Annotated in this window: 17 protein-coding genes; 9 read left to right on the forward strand and 8 right to left on the reverse strand. The window is 63.7% G+C overall.

All coding sequences use genetic code 11. From position 1 onward, the window contains the following. Nucleotides 1–43 precede the first annotated feature (43 nt). A complete protein-coding gene (locus LB526_RS22735) occupies nt 44–1,849 on the forward strand; it encodes an IlvD/Edd family dehydratase (protein ID WP_224629903.1) in 1,806 nt (601 codons plus the stop codon). A 131-nt stretch (nt 1,850–1,980) separates the two neighbouring features. Continuing rightward, nucleotides 1,981–2,379: a hypothetical protein gene (locus LB526_RS22740; RefSeq protein ID WP_224629904.1), complete on the forward strand. Its 399-nt coding sequence runs from the start codon at nt 1,981–1,983 to the stop codon at nt 2,377–2,379. A 176-nt stretch (nt 2,380–2,555) separates the two neighbouring features. Here LB526_RS22740 and LB526_RS22745 read toward each other — a convergent pair whose 3' ends face one another. Both LB526_RS22745 and LB526_RS22750 read right to left on the reverse strand, forming a co-directional pair. Continuing rightward, nucleotides 2,556–4,145, reverse strand: coding sequence for a trimethylamine methyltransferase family protein (locus LB526_RS22745; protein ID WP_224629905.1), 1,590 nt, complete (start codon nt 4,143–4,145; stop codon nt 2,556–2,558). A 221-nt stretch (nt 4,146–4,366) separates the two neighbouring features. Then, a complete protein-coding gene (locus tag LB526_RS22750) occupies nt 4,367–5,860 on the reverse strand; it encodes a PLP-dependent aminotransferase family protein (RefSeq protein ID WP_224629906.1) in 1,494 nt (497 codons plus the stop codon). A 418-nt stretch (nt 5,861–6,278) separates the two neighbouring features. On the opposite strand from LB526_RS22750, the gene pgi reads away from it, so the two are divergent. Next, nucleotides 6,279–7,922: a glucose-6-phosphate isomerase gene (gene pgi / locus LB526_RS22755; RefSeq protein ID WP_224629907.1), complete on the forward strand. Its 1,644-nt coding sequence runs from the start codon at nt 6,279–6,281 to the stop codon at nt 7,920–7,922. A gap of 6 nt (nt 7,923–7,928) precedes the next feature. Next, a complete protein-coding gene (locus LB526_RS22760; RefSeq protein WP_095766047.1) occupies nt 7,929–8,654 on the forward strand; it encodes an HAD family hydrolase in 726 nt (241 codons plus the stop codon). 26 nt (nt 8,655–8,680) lie between these two features. Here LB526_RS22760 and LB526_RS22765 read toward each other — a convergent pair whose 3' ends face one another. The 6 genes from LB526_RS22765 to LB526_RS22790 all read right to left on the reverse strand — a co-directional run bounded on the left by LB526_RS22765 (nt 8,681) and on the right by LB526_RS22790 (nt 14,210). Continuing rightward, nucleotides 8,681–9,235 (reverse strand): CGNR zinc finger domain-containing protein, encoded by a 555-nt coding sequence (locus tag LB526_RS22765; RefSeq protein ID WP_224629908.1) that lies wholly within the window; start codon nt 9,233–9,235, stop codon nt 8,681–8,683. A gap of 12 nt (nt 9,236–9,247) precedes the next feature. Continuing rightward, nucleotides 9,248–10,144, reverse strand: a complete 897-nt coding sequence (locus tag LB526_RS22770) for a DMT family transporter (protein ID WP_224551437.1) — start codon at nt 10,142–10,144, stop codon at nt 9,248–9,250. Between the two features lie 10 nt (nt 10,145–10,154). Then, nucleotides 10,155–10,481, reverse strand: coding sequence for a hypothetical protein (locus tag LB526_RS22775; protein WP_095766044.1), 327 nt, complete (start codon nt 10,479–10,481; stop codon nt 10,155–10,157). Nucleotides 10,482–10,521: 40 nt separating this feature from the next. Further along, nucleotides 10,522–11,400 (reverse strand): alpha/beta fold hydrolase, encoded by an 879-nt coding sequence (locus tag LB526_RS22780; protein WP_224629909.1) that lies wholly within the window; start codon nt 11,398–11,400, stop codon nt 10,522–10,524. 150 nt (nt 11,401–11,550) lie between these two features. Next, complete coding sequence (locus LB526_RS22785) at nt 11,551–12,189, reverse strand: class I SAM-dependent methyltransferase (protein WP_224629957.1); 639 nt, start codon at nt 12,187–12,189, stop codon at nt 11,551–11,553. A gap of 71 nt (nt 12,190–12,260) precedes the next feature. Continuing rightward, nucleotides 12,261–14,210 carry a long-chain fatty acid--CoA ligase gene (locus tag LB526_RS22790; RefSeq protein ID WP_224629910.1) on the reverse strand — a complete coding sequence of 650 codons (1,950 nt, stop codon included), beginning with the start codon at nt 14,208–14,210 and terminating at the stop codon, nt 12,261–12,263. 457 nt (nt 14,211–14,667) lie between these two features. Between LB526_RS22790 and LB526_RS22795 the strand changes: the two genes are divergently transcribed. The 5 genes from LB526_RS22795 to LB526_RS22815 are packed head-to-tail and all read left to right on the forward strand — an operon-like array spanning nt 14,668 to nt 19,906. After that, on the forward strand, nt 14,668–16,266 hold the full coding sequence (locus LB526_RS22795; RefSeq protein ID WP_095766043.1) for an ABC transporter substrate-binding protein: 1,599 nt from the start codon (nt 14,668–14,670) through the stop codon (nt 16,264–16,266). 51 nt (nt 16,267–16,317) lie between these two features. Beyond that, the gene (locus LB526_RS22800; RefSeq protein WP_140629740.1) at nt 16,318–17,325 is read left to right on the forward strand and encodes an ABC transporter permease subunit; all 1,008 of its coding nucleotides are present in this window, start codon (nt 16,318–16,320) and stop codon (nt 17,323–17,325) included. Next, a complete protein-coding gene (locus tag LB526_RS22805) occupies nt 17,326–18,234 on the forward strand; it encodes an ABC transporter permease subunit (RefSeq protein WP_095766042.1) in 909 nt (302 codons plus the stop codon). Then, a complete protein-coding gene (locus LB526_RS22810; protein ID WP_095766041.1) occupies nt 18,234–19,085 on the forward strand; it encodes an ABC transporter ATP-binding protein in 852 nt (283 codons plus the stop codon). The genes LB526_RS22805 and LB526_RS22810 overlap by 1 nt, the downstream gene beginning before the upstream one ends. After that, a complete protein-coding gene (locus LB526_RS22815; RefSeq protein ID WP_126079682.1) occupies nt 19,082–19,906 on the forward strand; it encodes a dipeptide ABC transporter ATP-binding protein in 825 nt (274 codons plus the stop codon). The genes LB526_RS22810 and LB526_RS22815 overlap by 4 nt, the downstream gene beginning before the upstream one ends. Nucleotides 19,907–20,100: the final 194 nt, after the last annotated feature.

The raw sequence follows: 20,100 nt of genomic DNA on the forward strand, positions 1-20,100 counted from the left end.
ACGCATTGTCCTATCGATTTGTCATACAAATACGGAGACCACCATGGCAGGCGCCCCCACCAAGAAGAAGAAATTTCGCTCGCAGGAGTGGTTCGACAATCCCGACAATCCGGGCATGACGGCGCTCTATCTCGAACGCTACCTCAATTACGGCCTGACTCGCGCCGAGCTGATGTCGGGCAAGCCGCTGATCGGCATCGCGCAGACCGGTTCCGACCTTTCGCCCTGCAACCGGCATCACCTCGAGCTTGCCAAGCGCGTGCGCGAGGGCATCGTCTCGATGGGCGGCATCCCATTCGAGTTCCCCTGCCATCCGATCCAGGAGACCGGCAAGCGCCCCACGGCCGCGCTCGACCGCAACCTTGCCTATCTCAGTCTGGTCGAAGTGCTCTACGGCTATCCGCTCGACGGCGTGGTGCTGACCATCGGCTGCGACAAGACGACGCCTGCCTTGCTGATGGCGGCGGCCACCGTCAACATCCCGGCGATCGCGCTTTCGGTCGGCCCGATGCTGAATGGCTGGCACAAGGGCAAGCGCACCGGTTCGGGCACCATCGTCTGGGAATCGCGCCAGCGGCTGTCTGCCGGCGAGATTGACTATGACGAGTTCATGGACATCGTCGCCTCCTCGGCGCCGTCGACCGGCTATTGCAACACCATGGGCACGGCTACCACGATGAACTCGCTGGCCGAGGCGCTCGGCATGCAACTGCCGGGCTCTGCCGCCATTCCCGCGCCGTACCGCGAGCGCGGTCAGATCGCCTACGAGACGGGCAAGCGCATCGTCGACATGGTGCATGAGGATCTGAAGCCCTCCGACATCATGACGCGGGAGGCCTTCGAGAACGCCATCGTCGTCAACTCGGCCATCGGCGGCTCCACCAACGCGCCGATCCACCTCAACGCCATCGCCCGCCATCTCGGCGTGCCGCTCGACAATGACGACTGGCAGAAGATCGGCCTCGACATCCCGCTGCTGGTCAACCTGCAGCCGACGGGCGAGTATCTCGGCGAGGATTATCATCATGCCGGCGGCGTGCCGGCGGTCGTCGCCGAACTGATGAAGGCCGGGCTGCTGCCGCATCCCGGTGCGATCACCGCCAACGGCAGGACGATGGCCGACAATTGCAGGGATGCCGTCAACGAGAACTACGACGTCATCCGCAGCGCCGACAAGCCGCTCAAGGCCAATGCCGGCTTCATCAACCTCAAGGGCAATCTGTTCGATTCCGCCATCATGAAGACCAGCGGCATCTCGCCCGAATTCCGTGAGCGCTACCTCTCCAACCCGAACGACCCGGAGGCATTCGAGGGCAACGCGATGGTCTTCGACGGGCCGGAGGATTACCACGCCCGCATCGACGATCCGGCGCAGGGCATCGACGAGCACACGATCCTGTTCATGCGCGGCGCCGGTCCGGTCGGCTATCCGGGCGGCGCCGAGGTGGTCAACATGCAGCCGCCTGCCTACCTGATCAAGAAGGGCATTCACGCCCTTGCCTGCATCGGTGACGGCCGCCAGTCCGGCACGTCGGGCTCCCCGTCGATCCTCAATGCCTCGCCTGAAGCCGCGATCGGCGGCGGGCTGGCGCTGCTCAAGAGCGGCGACCGCGTCCGCATCGACCTGAAAAAGGCCACGGCCAATATCCTCGTCAGCGACGAGGAGATCGCCAAGCGGCGCGCCGCGCTGCAGGCCAATGGCGGCTATCATTATCCCCAACACCAGACGCCTTGGCAGGAGATCCAGCGCGGCATGGTCGACCAGTTCTCGGCCGGCATGGTGCTGAAACCGGCGGTGAAATACCAGGATGTCGCCCATACCAGCGGCGTGCCGCGCGACAATCACTAAGCCTATTTATTCGGCCGATCAAAAGGGGCGGCTTGCCGACGGCGAGCCGCCCTTTTCTGTTGCCCTTGTTTCATCTCCAAGGAACCCACAGATAAGCTCGACCTCGGCAGCTCACGAAGGGACAGATCATCGTGGCAAAACGGCGCTCTTCTCTCGGCTTTCTCGGCATGTTCGGCCGCTCCGGCGATCTGCGCCAGCTCGACGACGCGTTGCGTGCGGCCGACCTGCATCCGGCGCTGGTACCAGAGGGCGTGAAACTCACCATCGTCAACCTGATGAACGACCGCTGGCCCGATGAGCCGCCGGGGGACGCCTATGCATCCGTGGCGCAGCTCTGCGGCTATTGCGTCGCCGGACGCCATGTGTTCGAGCAGGCCAACGGCCGCGAGCCGACATTGCAGGTCGAGCGCCGCATCGAGGCGGCGCTGGAGACCGGCGACAGTTTCGACGCGCAGATCGTGCTGATGACGCTGCACGCCAAGCTGATCAACGCCGAGGTAGTCGAGCGCTACGGACTGAGTGTGGAATGAACCGCTGGATAGTATGCGTTGATATTCAGGTCAGGCCGAGTCGAAAACGGTGTCTTCCGAGAACCGGCCTACGCCGGCCGTAGCCTTAACTTCCGCGCCGCCGCCCATGAGTGCTTCGGCCGGCGAAGGCCGGAAGCGCAGGAAGGCATCGTTTGCAGGCCGGCCTCACCTGAATATTAGCCGCCCATCTTGCTGCGCGGCAATTTGATCATCTCGCCGAAGCGGGCGCGCAATTTGTCGTCCAGCAGGCGCGAGACGTGGCGCGGGAAGCGCTCGGCAAGCACGCGCTTCTTCTCCGCGATTGCCCGCGACAGGATGTCGGGCCGGCCCTTCTCGTTCCATTCCTTGGGCGAGAAACGGTCGCCGACGGCGGGATAGAAATATTCCGTCTGCATCAGCTTCAGCGTCTGATCGTTGCCGAGATAATGGCCGGGGCCCTTGAGGCAGACATCGGTGATGGTGTCGATCGACAGCGCATCGTGGGTCACCTCGATGCCGCGCACGCAGCGCAGGCAATGTCCGAGCATGTCGTTGTCGATGATCAGGCTTTCGAGGCAGAAGCCGAGCAGCGAGGCATGCATGCCGGCCGATTCATAGACCAGGTTCAGGCCGGACAAGCCCGCCATGACATTGGTGATGCCCTTCTCGTAGCCGGCCTGGATGTCGGGCAGCTTCGAGTCCGACATGCCGGCGGCCGAGCCGCCGGGCAGGTCGTAATATTGCGCCATCTGCGCGCAGGCCGCGGTCAGCACTGCTTGCTCCGCCGAGCCGCCCGACATGGCGCCGGTCCTGAGGTCGGAAACGAACGGCCATGTGCCGAAGATCGCCGGGTGTCCAGGCTTGACGGCATTGACATAGACCAGGCCCATCAGCACTTCCGCCACCGCCTGCACGACGGCGCCGGCAATGGCGGCAGGTGCCGTGGCGCCGGCCTGGCCGGCCGACAGAAGCAGGATCGGAATGCCGCCTTCGACGCAGGCCTCCAGCACCCCGCAGGCGTCCTCGGCGAACTTCATCGGCGGCACGACGAAGCAGTTCGAGTTCGACACGAAGGGCCGCGCGCGGAAATTCTCCTCCCCGCCGGCGATCGCATAAAGCATTTCCAGCGCCGGCTTGACGTTCTCGCGCACGGTGAACGAGGTGCCGACATGCTTGGACGTCCCCATCACGCAGGCATAGAGCGTGTTGAAATCCATATCGAGCGGGTCGGGAATGTCGCGCGGCACCATGGTGCGCTGGAAGAAGTGGATGTTGTCCAGCCCATCGACGAGACGGGCGGCGTCGTAGAGATCCTGCAGCAGCGATTCGCGATATTCGCGCTTCTCGACATCGACCAGATGCACCGCCGCGCCCGCCGTGCCGTAATGCACGCGTTTGCCCTGGATCAGCATGTCGTGCTTCGGATCCTGGCCATGGAGGGTGAAGTTGCGCGCCGCCTTTTTGATCGTGTCCAGCACCAAGGCGCGCGGCAGCCGAACGCGGCCGTCATCGCCATGGGTGGCGCCGACCCGGGTCAGCGCCTCGATGCAGGACGGGATGGCATTGGCGAAGCCGACCGTTTCCAGGAGGGTCAGCACCGCTTCGTGGATGCGTTCGCGGTCGTTCTGGCTCAATGGGCCATAGCTGCCGCCTTCAAGCCCCGGCCGCACCGGACGGATGTCGTCGGCCAAGGGCGCTGCCCGCATCGCGCGGCGCGCTTCGCGCCCGCCGGAACGCCGCGAACGCTGGTCCGACGACGATTCCTGCTTCTCGAGAGCCACTGACATGGAAGCACTCCACCTTTTGTCTTTTTCTGCGCGGCGAACGCGGCGGTTGGTCCACCATCGGCTGCCTCGTCCCCTTCTGGCTCCGACTATGCCGCCGGCATTGGCACAGCCTATGGGCCAAGCAATCCCGTCGAATATGCCAGAGTGCTAAAGCGGCAAACATGCGCCCAAACAAAAAGAGCCGGCGCGGTGCCGGCTCTTTTTCAGGAGGTCCGTGGCGATCAGGCGGCGGCGGGCCTGCGCCCGGCGGCGGTGGCAAGTTCGCGGATGCCCGGCTCGATATGCTGCAGCGAGATCGAGGAGATGCCCAAGCGCATGAAACGAGAGGGCTTTTCGCTGCGATCGAAGAACCGGTCGCCGGGTTCGATGATGACGCTGCGCGAAGCGGCCGCTTCCGCAAGGCCGCGTGAATCAGTGCCGCGCGGCCCTTCCAGCCACAGCGATGTGCCGCCCGCCGAGTCGGTCGAACTCCACTCTGGCAAGAAGGCGGAAATCGCATGGACCAGACGCTTGCGCCGTTCGTCGAAGGCGGTGGAAAGCCTGCGCACCAGCGCCTCGTGATGGCCGAGCGACAGGAACAGCGCAACGGCGCGCTGGTTGTTCGCCGGCGGGTGCCTGAGCATGAAGCGGCGCAGCGCGCGAAGCTCGGCGATCAGCCCGGCCGAGGCCACGATGTAGCCAAGCCTGAGACCTGGAGCCAGCGTCTTCGACATCGAGCCGACATAGATCACGCGGCCGGAACGATCGAGGCTCTTCAGCGCCTGCTGCGGCGCCTCGTCGAGCAACTGGCTGTCATAGCCATCCTCGATGATGATCTGATTGTTGCGGTTGGCGCGCGCCAGGAGATCCTGCCGCCGCTCGGCCGACAATGGCACCATGGTCGGGCAGTGGTGGCTGGGCGTGACGAAGACGAAGCCGGAATCGCTGGGGATCGCCGAGGTCACGATGCCCGACTGGTCGACCGGAACCGGCTGGATATCGGCGCCGGCCAGCCGGAAGATCGAGCGGGCGTCGGGATAGCCCGGGTCTTCCATGGCCACCTTCGAGCCCTTGGTCATTAGCAGCGATGCAAGCATGTAAAGCGCGTTCTGCGCGCCCAGCGTCACGATGATCTCGTCCGGATTGGCGAAGATACCGCGCCGCGGCAGAAGCCTGGCCTGGATCTGTTCGATCAGCAGCGGATCGTCGCGATCCACCATGTCGGACGCCCAGTTGCGGATCTCGAGCACCGCCAGCGCCATGCGGTTGCACTCGCGCCATTCGGCGGTCGGAAACAGCGCCGGATCGAACTGGCCGTAGACGAAGGGATAGGAGGACTTGATCCAGTTGTCGTGCTTGGCCGGCGGCGGCATGTCGCTCGCGGCGATCTGCCGGCGCGCCTTCCAGTCGATCTCGTTCTGCTGGTCAGGCGCTTTCTGGTGCGGCTTGGCGGGAGTGGCCAGCACGTCCGGATTAACGAAATGGCCGCGCCGTTCGCGCGCCACCAGGAAGCCCTGGTCGACCAGCTGCTGGAAGGCGAGCACCACTGTGCCGCGGGCAACCCCGAGTTTTTCCGCAAGAATTCGGCACGACGGCAACGGCATCGAGGCGGCGATCTGTCGGTCGAGAATGGCCGCGACGATCGCCTGGCGGATCTGCGCCTGGAGGGTTTGGCCGGATTCAGCCGAAATCCGGAACAGGCCGGACCATATGGCCGTGTCATTGCGCTGCGGCATGGGAAATCTTCCTCGGACGGCCAGCTGTTTTCACTTGGCTGGACCAGTGGAGTGTATGGGTGGCATAAGGTGTTGCGCCAATCAATTTTTCTGATCGCTGGGATTTATGCCAGTGATCTATCAAGCGCGATGCGCAGCATCGTCGCCCCCGCGATGCGCAGCATCCAAGCGCGATGCGCAGCATCGTCGCGGCACTGTTCCAAGGCGCGATGCGACAGCATCGTCGCCCTCCGCCCAGCGCCCCGCCGCGAGTTCCCGCACCTCACCATCCAACACCGCCCCTCATCAAAGCGTGAATGCGGTGCGGCAAAGCCGCGCTTGAACGAAATGGAAATCGGCTCGATAGAATGACGCGCCGACACGCGCCGGAAACATCCGGCCTGTTAAAATGGTCTAAAAACCCGCCAGGAGCCCGCCAGTGGATCAGTCAGCCTTCGACAAGCAGGTCACCGCTCTGCGTGAGCAGCGTGCGGCGGCCAAGGGCACAATGCGCGAGGCCTTCGCCGCCGATCCCAAGCGCTTCGAGGCATTCTCCGTCACCGATGGCGACCTTCTGCTCGACTGGTCGAAATGCGCGGTCGACGCAAATACGATGGCGATGCTGGAAAAGCTCGCCGCCGCCGCCGATCTCTCGGGGCGCCGCGCCGCCATGTTCGAGGGCAAGAAGATCAACATCACCGAGAACCGCGCCGTGCTGCACACCGCGCTGCGCAACCTGACCGGCAAGAGCGTGATCGTCGACGGCCAGGACACGAAGGCCGATGTGATCGCCGTGCTCGACGCCATGGGCGCCTTCGCCGACGCCATCCGCTCCGGCAAGGCGGCCGGCGCCACCGGCAAGAAGATCACCGACATCGTCAATATCGGCATCGGCGGCTCCGATCTCGGCCCGGCGATGGTGACGCTGGCGCTCGCGCCCTATCATGACGGGCCGCGCGCGCATTACGTCTCCAATGTCGACGGCGCCCATATCCACGACACGCTGAAGGGTCTGTCTGCCGAGACCACTCTGTTCATCATTGCCTCCAAGACCTTCACCACCGTCGAGACGATGACGAATGCGCAGACCGCGCGCGATTGGGTTCAGAAGGCGTTGGGCAAGGAAGCGGTCGGCAAGCATTTCGCCGCCGTCTCGACCGCCCTCGACCTGGTGGCGAAGTTCGGCATCGAGCAGGACCGTGTCTTCGGCTTCTGGGACTGGGTCGGCGGCCGCTATTCGGTCTGGAGCGCCATCGGCCTGCCGGTGATGATTTCCGTCGGCCCCCGCAATTTCCGCGCCTTCCTCGACGGCGCGCATGAGATGGACGAGCATTTCCGCTCGGCGCCGATGCAAAAGAACCTTCCGGTGCTTCTGGGGCTGATCGGCTGGTGGCATCGCGTCGTCTGCAAATATCCGGCCCGCGCCGTCATCCCTTACGACCAGCGCCTGTCGCGCCTGCCGGCCTATCTGCAGCAGCTCGACATGGAATCGAACGGCAAGAGCGTCACGCTGGACGGCACTGCGGTCGCCACGCCGACCGGCCCGCTGGTCTGGGGCGAGCCCGGCACCAACGGCCAGCATGCCTTCTTCCAGCTCCTGCATCAGGGCACCGACTTTATCCCGGTCGAATTCCTCGCCGCCGCCGTCGGTCACGAGCCCGAATTGAAACACCAGCATGATCTTTTGCTCGCCAACTGCCTGGCGCAGTCGGAGGCCCTCATGAAGGGGCGCACGCTGGGAGAGGCGCGCGCCCAGATGCTGGCCAAGGGCATGAAGCCGGCCGACGTCGACCGCATCGCGCCGCACCGCGTCTTCTCGGGCGATCGCCCCTCGCTGACCATTCTCTACAGAAAGCTCGACCCGCGCACGCTCGGCCGGCTCATCGCGCTTTACGAGCACCGCGTCTTCGTCGAAGGCACGCTGTTCAATATCAATTCCTTCGACCAATGGGGCGTCGAGCTCGGCAAGGAACTGGCGACAGGCCTGCTGCCTGTCGTGGAAGGCAAGGAGACTGCCGCAAAACGCGACGCCTCGACTGCCGGGCTGGTGGGACATATCCACCAATTGCGCGGCGCGGAGTAAACGGGATTGGCGGATATCAAGGGAATATTGTTCGACAAGGACGGCACGCTTGTCGACTTCAACGCAACCTGGCTCGGCGTCGCCGACTTCATGGCGATGGATGCCGCCGAGGGCGATCGCTGGAAGGCGGATCGGTTGCTCGCCGCCGCCGGCTTCGACTTCGTCACGAAACGCTTCAAGCCGGATTCGATCTTCGCCTCCGGCTCGAACATGGACGTCGTCGAGCTCTGGTTTCCGCGCCTGTCCGAGGAGGACCAGATGCACGCCGTTTCCCGCTTCAACGAGATCACCTCGGCGCAAGGTTCGGCTATGGCGGTCGCGCTGCCGGGCGTCGTCGACTCGTTGCGGGCCTTGCACAAACGATCCTATCGCATGGGCGTCGCCACCAACGATTCGACCAGCGGCGCCGAAAAGACGCTGGCCACGCTGGGCATCGCGCAGCTCTTCGATGCCGCCTTCGGCTATGACGCCGTTGCTAACTCCAAGCCGGCGCCCGACACGGTCGTCGCTTTCTGCGACCTGACCGGGTTGAGGCCCGGCGAGATCGCCATGGTCGGCGACAACCGACACGATCTCGAAATGGCCCGCGCCGGCGGCTGCGGCCTGGCGGTGGGGGTGCTCTCCGGCACCGGCACGCGCGACTCGCTGGCGCCGATGGCGGACGTCGTTCTGGACTCGGTCGCCGACCTGCCGGATTTTCTGACTGCGCGGGTGAACGTGCCGGCGGGTTAGACCAGGCGCCGTCCCAGGAAGACGCCTCAATCAGCCATTCTCCGATGCGACTGCTTCTTGGCCCGATTGCCGCAGCTGTTCATCTCGCACCACCGTCGCGAACCGTTCTTCGTGTGATCTATGAAAAGCCAGCGGCAGTCGTGCGGCGGGCATTGTTTGAGACGCGATAGTTCGTCGCCGCGAAGCAGGTCGAGAGCCGACCACGCGATTGCTCCGGTGATGCGATTGGCGCCTCGGAAATGCAACGACACCGGCGATCCAGCGAGCGCGGCGGTTCTGAGCGCTTCGGCCGCGTATTTTCTGATGGTATCGAGCGCGGCAGCGGGAGGTTCGTCGCCGTGAGCTATTGCCGAGCCGGCGTCGTTTACGGCGCGGCGAAGGGCGAGAACGTCTTTGACCAAAGCTTTGTGGTCGGCCGAAGGAAGCGCGAAATCATCGTCGATCAGGCCCGTTTGCTTTGACCACGCCAGGATGTCCACCGCCGTCGCGAGATGGTCGATTTCCCGGTCGGTGCCGCGCCGACTGATGGTGTTGGCGAGGTCAAGGGCCAGGTTGCCGGCGATACGATGGGGAAATGACATCGGCGACGGCTTTCATTTCCTCGCTGCGTTGGGGCGGTCGCGCCCAAACAACGCCAATCCTGCGGCTACCAACAACAGTGCGGCGCCGCCGATCTCGGCCGCTCCGACCTTTTCGCCGAACAGCCAAACGCCTACGGCCAGTGCAACGATGGGCGAGATGAAGGCATAGAGCCCGGCGCGGGCGGTGCCCCATTGTTCAAGCAGACGCAGATAGATCGTGTAGGCTACGATGGTTCCGAGGAGGGAGAGGAACAACAGGCTTGCCGCAGCCGGAGCGACGTCGATTTTTCCTGGCAGCGTCGCCGAAACCTCGCCCAGAAGGAACGAGACGACGATCAGCGCCGCGCCGCCGAGAACGGCGTGGATCGCGGTGAGCGTCAGGGGCTTGATCGGGCCGATCAGCGGCCGCGCAATGACGCTCCCCGCGCAGTAGCACGCCGTGCCGGCCACGATAGCGGCAAGGCCCAATCCGTTTCCGGATTCCTGCTCGACAAGACGCGTCCAGAAGAGGCCAAGGAGACCTGTGCAGCCGAGCGCCAGCGCCAGGCCGTGCCGCCAAGTGGGCCGCTCTTCTCTGAGCAGGACTGCCAAGCCAAACAGAAGCACCGGAACCAGCGCGAGATTGACCAAGCCGGATAGGCCGGACGGGACCGTTTGCATGCCCCAGAACAGCAGTCCGTAGGTTCCGGCATTCGTCAGCAGGGCCGATATGATGACTCGCATCGACCGGCCTTCCGCGAAGGCCGATAAGGCTCCCTGTGTCCAAAATGCCAGGATTCCCGCGGTCAGCAGATAGCGCAGCCCCGCCAGAAGGATCGGGGGAACGCCGGCCTCCAGGCCGATCTTGACTGCCGCCCAGGTCAGCCCCCAGATCAGCGCCATGAGCCCGAACAGGGCGAGGTTGCTCATGACGGCAACGTCAGCGCAGATTCTGATCGTCGACGAGGATTCGATGGATCTCGATGCGCTCGGGCAGTTCGATCAGAAATTCGGCGTCGCGGTCCAGATGGTGGACTTTGATCGGGTCGCCCTTGGTGAAAGCGGTCATCGCCTCGATATCGGGCCAGTAGGAGATGGTCGTGAACCAGGTCTCCTCTTCCCGGTCCTCGCGAAAGAGTTGGACGCCGAGCGCAACCCGCTGAAGCGGAGGAATGCCTTCTGCCTTCAAATAGGTTTCGTAGCTGTTCGCGACGTCGCGACGGGTGCGGCCGCGCCAGATGCGTGCGATGGTTGGTTTCGTCGCCATGTTCGTCTCCTTGGGTTCTGGATGTGGCGGAGAGCCGTGCTTACGGCAGCGTTCGCGAGAGGAAGTCGCGCACCAGCCGCAGGGCTTCCTCGAAATGTGTTTCCAACAGCCAATGGCCGGCCTCGTCGAGGATGTGCAGTTCTGCATCCGGGAGGTCGCGCCGATAGGCGAGCGCCGACTGTTCGGGCATGTAGCCGTCCTGCGGTCCCCAGACGATCAGCGTCGGCGGACGGTGCTCGCGCAGATAGGATTGGTATAGCGGGAACCATTCGATGTTCTGCTCGAGCTTTTCCATCAGCCGGACCGACACCGCCTTCCGGATCGGTGTGTTCATGAGCGGCCAATGCAGCTTCCACAGATCCGGAGGGACGCGGCTGGCGACGTCCTCGGAGACCTCGCCGATGAACTCCTCGCGGAATCCCTCCTCGCTCACCGCCTCCTCGAGTGGACGGTGTCTCTCGACCGATTTATCCGCCCACCAGGCTTTGATCGTCTCGTATTTCGGCCCGAGCACGTCCTCGTAGATGTCGCCGTTCTGGATGATCAGCGCCGCGATCCTGTCGGGATGCGCTATCGCGTGACGGAGGCCGATCTGAGAACCGTAATCGTGGAGCCAGAGCGCATAACGCTCCAAATGCAGCGCATCGGCAACGTCAGCGAGAACGCCGGCATAGGCGTTGAAATCATAGTCGAACTCGGCGGGGTCCGGTGTGTCGCTGTAGCCGAATCCAGGCCAGTCGAATGCTACTGTTCGCCAGCGGTCGGCCAAGCCCGGCATCAGGCGTCTGAACTGGTAAGACGAGCAGGGGTAGCCATGCGGCAAAAGAAGAACGGGAGCATCGGGCGGCCCTGCTTCCCGCAGAAATATCGTGTGGCCGCCGATTTTTGATCGACGGTGATTTGCGTCGTGGATTTCCATGACTGCTCCGTCTCTTCGTTCTATCCGTTAGAACTGGTGAAACGGGTTTAGCTGGTCCCTGTTCCGAGCTTTGCTCTCGGAACCATGAACAAGAAAGTGCTGTATGACCCGTGCCGCCCGATGTGAGGCGAGGGGCGATTGCTGGACTCCTTAGTCGCCCTTTATCGGGACAAAGGCGAACACCGCGCTGGGCCTGGGCTCGCTGCCGCCATTTCCGCCGACGTCCGGCACGTGATATTCGCCGAGCAGGCAAAGCCGCGGTCTCGGCAGCCAGGCGCGGCCGGGATCGCCGACCAGCACATCGATGCCGGCGGCTAGGCAGCGGTCGAGGAACGGGATCATCCGTTGCCCGACATCCTGCGCGTAAAAGACGTCGCCGGCGAGAACCAGGTCGACCACCGGCGGGGAGCCGTCGGTGAGGTCCTCGTCGCGTGTCTGGATGGCGACGCCGTTGGCTTGCGCATTGAGGCGGAGCGCCACGATGCCGTTGCGGTCGATCTCCGCTGCGATCACTGCGCTCGCGCCGGCTTTTGCCGCAGCGATGCCGACCAGCCCCGAGCCGGCGCCGAGGTCGAGCACGCGTTTGCCGGCTACGATCGACGGACGGTCGAGGATATAGCGTGCCAGCACGGTGCCGCCGGCCCAGGCATAGGCCCAGTAGGGCGGCTGTGGGTCAGGCCGGCTTCCGTCGCTCTCGTCTTCCGGTTCGAGCAGCCGCCGCAGTCCGCTGCCGGGATGCGCCTGGTAGAGTCGGACCTCCGGCACTGACGGTACCGGTGCCAGCCGCATGTTCGCCTTGATGAAATCCGCCGGATCGAGCCGCTTGCCTCGCTCCCATGCCTTGCCGGCGGAATAATCGCTCAAACCTGGTCCCGCAGCGCCCGCCGTAGGATCTTGCCGACCGGTGTCTTCGGCAACTCGGTGCGGAACTCGATGAATCTCGGCCGCTTGTAGCCGGTCAGGTTCTCGCGGCAATAGGCCATCAATGTCTCGACGGTGAGCGCCGGATCCTTCTTCACCACGAACAATTTAGGCACCTCGCCGGAATGCTCGTCCGGCACGCCGATGGCCGCCACTTCGAGCACGCCGGGGTGATGCGCCACCACCTCTTCCAGTTCGTTGGGATAAACGTTGAAGCCGGAGACCAGGATCATGTCCTTCTTGCGGTCGACGATCTTGGTGTAGCCGCGCTCGTCCATGAACCCCATGTCGCCGGATTTGAAGAAGCCGTCCTTGGTCATTGCCTTGGCGGTCTCGTCGGGCCGGTTCCAGTAGCCGGCCATAACCTGGGGGCCGCGGATGCAGATCTCGCCCACTTCGCCGAGCGGCACGTTGTTGCCGTCGTCGTCCCGAATGGCGATCTCGGTCGAAGGCAGCGGCAGGCCGATCGTGCCGGTGAAATCGGCCGAGCTGAACTTGTTGGCGGTCGCCACCGGCGAGGTTTCAGAGAGCCCATAGCCTTCGCTCACCGGACAGCCGGTCAGCGCCTTCCAGCGCTCCGCCACGCCCTTCTGCACCGCCATGCCGCCGCCCAGCGTCAGGATCAGCGGCTTGAAGTCCAGCTTGCGGAACTCCTCATTGTTGAGCAGCGCGTTGAACAGCGTGTTGAGGCCGGGGAAGATGTGCATCGGGTATTTCGCCAGTTCCTTGACGAAGCCCCGGATGTCGCGCGGGTTGGGGATCAGCACGTTCTGCGCGCCCTGCTGCATGCCCATCAGCGCGTTCACCGTCAGCGCGAAGATGTGATAGAGCGGCAGCGCGCAGATGAAGTTGAGATGCGCCGGCTTCGGCTTGACCGTATAGGCGTCCTCCACCCACAGCGAATTCTGCGCGACGTTCGAAAGCACGTTGCGATGCAGCAGCACCGCACCCTTCGAGACGCCGGTAGTGCCGCCCGTATATTGCAGGAAGGCGATGTCGTCGCCGGAGACCATCGGCGGCTTGAAGGCGATGCTCGCGCCGGTCTTGAGCACGGCGTTGAATTTGACATGGCCAGGCAGCGACCATGCCGGAACCATCTTCTTAACCCGTCGCACCACGAGGTTGACGATGGCGCCCTTGAGTCCGCCCAGCATGTCGCCCATGGCGGCGACGATGACATGCTTCACCGGCGTCCTAGCGATCACCGCCTGCAGCGCGCCGGCGAAGTTCTCGAGGATGACGATCGCCTGCGCGCCGGAATCCTTCAGCTGGTGTTCCAGTTCGCGCGGCGTGTAGAGCGGGTTCACGTTCACCACCGTATAGCCGGCGCGCAGTATGCCCATCATCGCCACCGGATATTGCAGCACGTTCGGCATCATCAGCGCCACGCGCGCGCCCTTCTCCAGGCCTCTCGCCTGCAGATAGGCGCCGAACGCGGCCGACAGCCGTTCGACCTCGGCATAGGTGATCGACTTGCCCATGCATACGAAAGCCGGCCGCCCGGCGAATTGCTTGCACGCGCCGACGAGGAACTCGCCGATGGACTTGTAGGGCAGGGCGCCGATCTCGGCCGGCATGTTCTTGGGATAGCTTTTCAGCCACGGCTTTTCCGGCAGGCCGACGGTGAGCTCGGTGATCGCCTTCGGCAGGCTCTTCGAGGCAGGCTTCGCGTTGCCCGTCGCGGGCGCCGTCTTCGCGGCGGGCGACTTCGCGGCCGCTTTTCCGGCTTTTGCCGCCGCGGGCTTGGCAGCGGCCGGCTTTGGGGCTGACTTTGCGGTCGTCTTCGCCTTCGGTGCGGCTGCGGCCTTGGCAATCTTGGGTGCATCGCTTGCGGCGGCGCCCTTGGCCTTTGCGTTCACCGGGGCTGTCGTCTTGGCTGCTTTTGCCACCTGTCTCTCCCTGTCGCCTTCGATCTCGGCGCCCGCTTCCAGGGAAGCGTCCTCCACGCCGTCGCGGATTTTCGGGAAATCCCGCCCACAGTCTATGTATTGCCTCTATCGGCGACGGTGCAAGCCTTGCCCCTGCGGCAGGGCGGGGAAAGATTTGCCGTCGAAATCCGATGATCCGGACACTTCCGCAGCATGTCCGGCGGCGGGCAGATCTCCGGCAGCCGGGGCCTGTCGGCTCGTTTTAACAGGTAGGCGATCAATAAAAAAATGCCGTCGTTAATAATGTCGTGAGCAGAAAAAACTACTCATTTTTTCTGCGGTTTGAGCAAAAGCTAGATTCTTTTCCTGCTTCCCATGGGGTACGCAAACGAGGTGTTCCAAAGGCGAAGAAACGGTGCTTATATGCGCCCTTCGCGAGCCTGATAGAGGGGCTTGAGAGAACATCAGGGAGTGGTCAATGAAAAAGACAATGACTTTTGCAGCCGCGTTGCTGGCTGCAAGCGTCCTCAGCGGCATGGCCAGTGCTAAGACGCTCGTTTATTGCTCGGAAGCGTCGCCGGCCAATTTCGATCCGGGTACGACGACCGGCGGCAACGACTTCGATGCGTCTTCGCGCACCGTCTATTCCCGCCTGGTCGAATTCAAGCATGGTGGCACCGAGATCGAGCCTGGTCTGGCCGACAAGTGGGAAATCTCCGACGATGGCCTGGTCTATACTTTCCATCTGCATCCGGGCGTGAAGTTCCAGACCACCGACTATTTCAAGCCGACGCGCGACCTCAACGCCGATGACGTCGTCTTCTCCTTCGATCGCCAGTTCAACAAGCAGAACCCGTGGAACGGCGACAAGTATCTGCCGAACCTCACTTGGGACTATTACACCGGCATGGACATGCCGAAATACGTCGCCAAGTGGGAGAAGGTCGATGACCTCACCGTCAAGCTGACGCTGACCGAGCCGAACGCGCCGATGCTGGCCAATCTCGGCATGGATTTCGCCTCGATCGTGTCGAAGGAATATGCCGACCAGCTCCAGAAGGACGGCAAGATGGCCGACTTCTCGACCAAGCCGGTCGGCACCGGCCCGTTCCAGTTCGTCGACTACCAGCTGGATTCGGTCATCCGCTATGCGGCCAATCCCGACTACTTCAAGGGCAAGGAAAAGATCGACGATCTCGTCTTCGCCATCACGCCTGACGCGACCGCCCGCATCCAGAAGGTGCTGGCCGGCGAATGCGACGTAGCGCCCTATCCGAACCCGGCCGACATCGCCACCATCAAGACCAACAAGGACGTGACGCTGATGGATCAGGCCGGCCTGAACATCGGCTATATGAGCTACAACACCACGATCCCGCCGCTCGACAAGCCGGAAGTGCGCCATGCGCTCAACCAGGCGATCGACCGGGAGGCCCTGATAAAGTCGCTGTTCCAGGATGCCGGCGCGACGCCCGCCGAGAACCTCATCCCGCCGACCATGTGGTCGTGGAACAAGGACGTGAAGACCGACACCTACAATCCGGAAGCGGCCAAGAAGGTTCTCGCCGATGCCGGCCTGAAGGAAATCCAGCTCTGGGCTGCCGACCGCGTTCGTCCCTACAACCCGAACTTCCAGCGCGCGGCTGAACTGATCCAGGCCGACTGGGCCAAAGTCGGCGTCAAGGCGAACATCGTCAACTACGAGTGGACGAAGTATCGCGAGGAAGGCAAGAAGAAGGACCGTCCCGGCGCCTTCCAGATCGGCTGGACCGGCGACAATGGCGATCCGGACAATTTCTTCGCCACTCTCTTCGCCTGCTCGGCCATCGGCGTCTCGAACTACTCCAGCTGGTGCGACAAGGATTTCGAGGACCTGATCCAGAAGGCCAAAAAGACCAGCGACCAGGCCGAGCGCACCAAGCTCTATGAGCAGGCGCAGGTGATCTTCGCTAAGCAAGCGCCCGCTTTCCTGCTGGCTCACAGCCAGGTTTACGCGGTCGTTCGCAATAATGTCACCGGCTTCAAGATGGACCCGCTCGGCATTCACCGTTTCGACGGCGTTGACAAGTCCGAGTAATATTGCGAACGGGGCGGCGCAACTTCCAGCGCCGCCCCGTTCCATTTGATGATGCTCCGATATCTTCTCAACAAAATCGCCCTCCTGATTCCGACTCTGGTCGGCATCACCATCTGTGCCTTCGCCTTTGTCCGGCTGCTGCCGGGCGATCCGATCCTCGCCATGGCCGGCGAGCATGGCGTCGCCCCCGCCCGCTACGAAGAGCTCAAGCAACAGTTCGGCTACAATCTGCCGATCTGGGAGCAGTATGCGCGCTATGTCGGTGAGGTCGCCACCGGCGATTTCGGCGTTTCCATCTCGTCCAAGCGGCCGGTCCTCGAGGAATTCAAGACGCTCTTCCCGGCGACGCTGGAACTGTCCTTCTTCGCCATGATCTTCGCCATGGTGATCGGCATTCCCGCCGGCATTTTTGCCGCCGTCAAGCGCGGCTCATGGTTCGACCAGTCGCTGATGGGCACGGCCCTTGTCGGTTACTCCATGCCGATCTTCTGGTGGGGCCTGCTGCTCATCATCTTCTTCTCGGGCTATCTCGGCTGGACGCCGGTCTCGGGCCGCATCGGCCTGCAGTTCTTTTTCAAGCCGATCACCGGCTTCATGACCGTCGACAGCCTCCTCTATGGCAAGTGGGATGCATTCCGCTCAGCGCTTAGCCATCTCGTCCTGCCGGCGATCGTGCTCGGCACCATTCCGCTGGCGGTGATCGCGCGCCAGACGCGCTCGGCCATGCTCGAGGTGCTGGGCGAGGACTATGTCCGCACCGCGCGCGCCAAGGGCCTTTCGGCAGCGCGCGTCATCGGCGTGCATGCGCTGCGCAACGCGCTGATCCCGGTCGTCACCACCATCGGCCTGCAGGTCGGCACGCTGCTTGCGGGCGCCATCCTCACCGAGACCATCTTCGCCTGGCCAGGCATCGGCAAGTGGATGGTCGATTCCATCTTCAAGCGCGACTATGTCGTCGTGCAGTCGGGTCTGCTTTTGATCGCGCTCATCGTCATGGCGGTGAACCTCATCGTCGATGTGCTCTATGCCGTCATCAACCCACGCATCAGGGCGGCATAAATGACCCAGACCGAAATCGCCCCGATGGCCGCCGGCAGCCCGGATCGGCTCACAGGCCTCAAGACCTTCTGGCACTATTTCTCCGTGAACCGCGGCGCCGTCATCGGCCTGTTCGTCTTCCTCCTTTTGGTGCTCGCCGCGCTGTTCGCGCCGCTGCTCGCGCCTTATGCACCCGACGTCCAGGATAAGACCGCGTTTCTCAGGCCACCGGCCTGGCAGGCCGGTGGCAGCACGCAATATCTGCTCGGCACCGATCCGGTCGGCCGCGACATCCTCTCGCGCCTGCTCTACGGCGCGCGCTTCTCGCTGCTGATCGGCGCGGTAGTGGTCACGCTGGCGCTCACCGGCGGCATCACGCTCGGCCTGCTGGCCGGCTATTTCCGCGGCTGGGTCGACGTTGCGATCATGCGCGTCATGGACCTGATCCTGGCCTTTCCATCACTGCTCCTGGCCCTGGTGCTTGTCACCATTCTCGGCCCGGGCCTGTTCAACGCCATGCTGGCGATCGCATTGGTCCTGCAGCCGCATTTCGCCCGGCTGGTGCGCGCCGCCGTGATGGCCGAGAAGAGCCGCGAATATGTCGTGGCGGCGAAGGTCGCCGGCGCCGGCCATCTGCGGCTGATGCTCGCCACCATCCTGCCCAACTGCCTGGCGCCTTTGATCGTCCAGGGCACGCTGTCCTTCTCCAATGCTATCCTGGAAGCCGCCGCGCTCGGCTTCCTTGGCCTCGGCGCCCAGCCGCCGACGCCGGAGTGGGGCACCATGCTGGCCACAGCGCGCGAATTCATCCTGCGCGCCTGGTGGGTGGTGACCTTCCCGGGTCTTGCCATCCTCATTACCGTGCTTGCCATCAACCTTGTCGGCGACGGCCTGCGCGATGCGCTCGATCCCAAGCTCAGGAGGTCGTAATGGCGCTGCTCGACATCCAGAACCTCGTCGTCGAATTCCAGACCGCGTCCGGTCCGTTCCGCGCCGTCGACGGCGTCTCGCTCCATGTCGACGAGCGCGAGGTGCTCGCCATCGTCGGCGAATCCGGCTCCGGCAAGTCGGTGTCGATGCTGGCCGTGATGGGCCTGCTTCCATGGACGGCGACCGTCACCGCCGACCGCATGGCTTTCAACGGCCGCGATCTGTTGAAGATCGACCCGGCCGACCGCCGCAAGATCATCGGCAAGGACATTGCCATGATCTTCCAGGAGCCGGTCGCCAGCCTTAATCCCTGCTTCACGGTCGGCTTCCAGATCGAGGAAGTGCTGCGTTTCCATATGGGCATGGACAAGGCCGAGCGGCGGGCGCGCGCCATCGAGCTTTTCAAGCAGGTCGGCATTCCGGAACCGGAGGAGCGGCTGAATTCCTTCCCGCACCAGATGTCGGGCGGCCAGTGCCAGCGCGTCATGATCGCCATGGCGATCGCCTGCAATCCGAAGCTGTTGATCGCCGACGAGCCGACCACCGCGCTCGACGTCACCATCCAGAAGCAGATCCTCGACCTGCTGGTCTCGCTGCAGGCCAAATACGGCATGGGCCTGATCATGATCACCCACAATATGGGCGTGGTTGCCGAAACCGCCGACCGCGTTATCGTCCAGTACAAGGGCCGCAAGATGGAAGAGGCCGACGTGCTGTCGCTCTTTGAATCGCCGAAGAGCAACTATACGCGCGCGCTGCTCTCGGCGCTGCCGGAGAACGCCGTTGGCGACCGGCTGCCGACCGTCTCCGACATGCTGTTCGAGCCCGCACCTTCAGGAGCCGGCGCATGACCAAGGTCGTCGAAGGCAAGGACATCAAGCGCGACTACCATGTCGGCGGCGGCCTGTTCCGCGGCGCGCGCACCGTCCATGCGGTGAAGGGCGTGTCCTTCAGCGTCGAGAAGGGCAAGACGCTTGCCATCGTCGGCGAGAGCGGCTGCGGCAAGTCCACGCTTGCCCGCATCATCACGCTGATCGATCCGGCCACCTCAGGCGAGCTCTTCATCGACGGCAACAAGGTCGATATCGCCAGGGACGGGCTCACTAAGGAAATGCGCCGCAAGGTGCAGATCGTGTTCCAGAATCCTTATGGCTCGCTCAATCCGCGCCAGAAGATCGGCGATGTGCTGGGCGAGCCGTTGCTCATCAACACCGACAAGCCGGCCGAAGAGCGGCGCGACCTGGCGATGAAGATGCTGAAGAAGGTCGGTCTCGGACCCGAGCACTACAACCGCTACCCGCATATGTTCTCGGGCGGCCAGCGCCAGCGCATCGCCATTGCCCGGGCGCTGATGCTGAACCCGAGCCTGCTGGTGCTCGACGAGCCGGTCTCGGCGCTCGACCTCTCCGTGCAGGCGCAGGTGCTGAACCTGCTTGCCGACCTGCAGGACGAGTTCCAGCTGACCTATGTCTTCATCAGCCACGACCTCTCGGTGGTCCGCTATATCGCCGACGACGTGATGGTCATGTATTTCGGCGAAGCCGTCGAATACGGCCCGCGCGACGAGGTCTTCTCCGACCCCAAGCACGCCTACACCAAGACGCTCTTCGCCGCGACGCCGCGCGCCGACATCGCCAGCATCAAGGCCCGGCTGGCGAAGAAGGCGGCGTAGGCCTCCTGCTTCGTCATTCTAGGGCGGAGCGCAGCGAAGCGGCGCGAAGACCCTAGAATCCATGCCGGTACCTCAGCCGAAGAATGCAGCGGAGTAGAATTTCTGCACCGTGAGCGGCGCTCTCATGTCACGGAATGGATCCTCGGGTCTGCGCGCGTCGCTTCGCTCCTTGCTTCGCCCGTGGATGACGACGC

The sequence above is a fragment of the Mesorhizobium sp. CA6 genome (genome assembly GCF_020165035.1).
GTDB lineage: Bacteria > Pseudomonadota > Alphaproteobacteria > Rhizobiales > Rhizobiaceae > Mesorhizobium.

What these genes read in the sequence shown, in the direction of transcription:
- LB526_RS22785 (WP_224629957.1), bottom strand. Translation starts at nt 12,189, where the DNA reads ATGCGGCTGGCACCGGTACCGTCAGTGCCGGAGGTCCGACTCTACCAG.
- LB526_RS22775 (WP_095766044.1), bottom strand. Translation starts at nt 10,481, where the DNA reads ATGGCGACGAAACCAACCATCGCACGCATCTGGCGCGGCCGCACCCGT.
- LB526_RS22770 (WP_224551437.1), bottom strand. Translation starts at nt 10,144, where the DNA reads ATGAGCAACCTCGCCCTGTTCGGGCTCATGGCGCTGATCTGGGGGCTG.
- LB526_RS22805 (WP_095766042.1), top strand. Translation starts at nt 17,326, where the DNA reads ATGACCCAGACCGAAATCGCCCCGATGGCCGCCGGCAGCCCGGATCGG.
- LB526_RS22815 (WP_126079682.1), top strand. Translation starts at nt 19,082, where the DNA reads ATGACCAAGGTCGTCGAAGGCAAGGACATCAAGCGCGACTACCATGTC.
- LB526_RS22810 (WP_095766041.1), top strand. Translation starts at nt 18,234, where the DNA reads ATGGCGCTGCTCGACATCCAGAACCTCGTCGTCGAATTCCAGACCGCG.
- LB526_RS22745 (WP_224629905.1), bottom strand. Translation starts at nt 4,145, where the DNA reads ATGTCAGTGGCTCTCGAGAAGCAGGAATCGTCGTCGGACCAGCGTTCG.
- LB526_RS22750 (WP_224629906.1), bottom strand. Translation starts at nt 5,860, where the DNA reads ATGCCGCAGCGCAATGACACGGCCATATGGTCCGGCCTGTTCCGGATT.
- LB526_RS22795 (WP_095766043.1), top strand. Translation starts at nt 14,668, where the DNA reads ATGAAAAAGACAATGACTTTTGCAGCCGCGTTGCTGGCTGCAAGCGTC.
- LB526_RS22735 (WP_224629903.1), top strand. Translation starts at nt 44, where the DNA reads ATGGCAGGCGCCCCCACCAAGAAGAAGAAATTTCGCTCGCAGGAGTGG.
- LB526_RS22800 (WP_140629740.1), top strand. Translation starts at nt 16,318, where the DNA reads ATGCTCCGATATCTTCTCAACAAAATCGCCCTCCTGATTCCGACTCTG.
- LB526_RS22780 (WP_224629909.1), bottom strand. Translation starts at nt 11,400, where the DNA reads ATGGAAATCCACGACGCAAATCACCGTCGATCAAAAATCGGCGGCCAC.
- LB526_RS22765 (WP_224629908.1), bottom strand. Translation starts at nt 9,235, where the DNA reads ATGTCATTTCCCCATCGTATCGCCGGCAACCTGGCCCTTGACCTCGCC.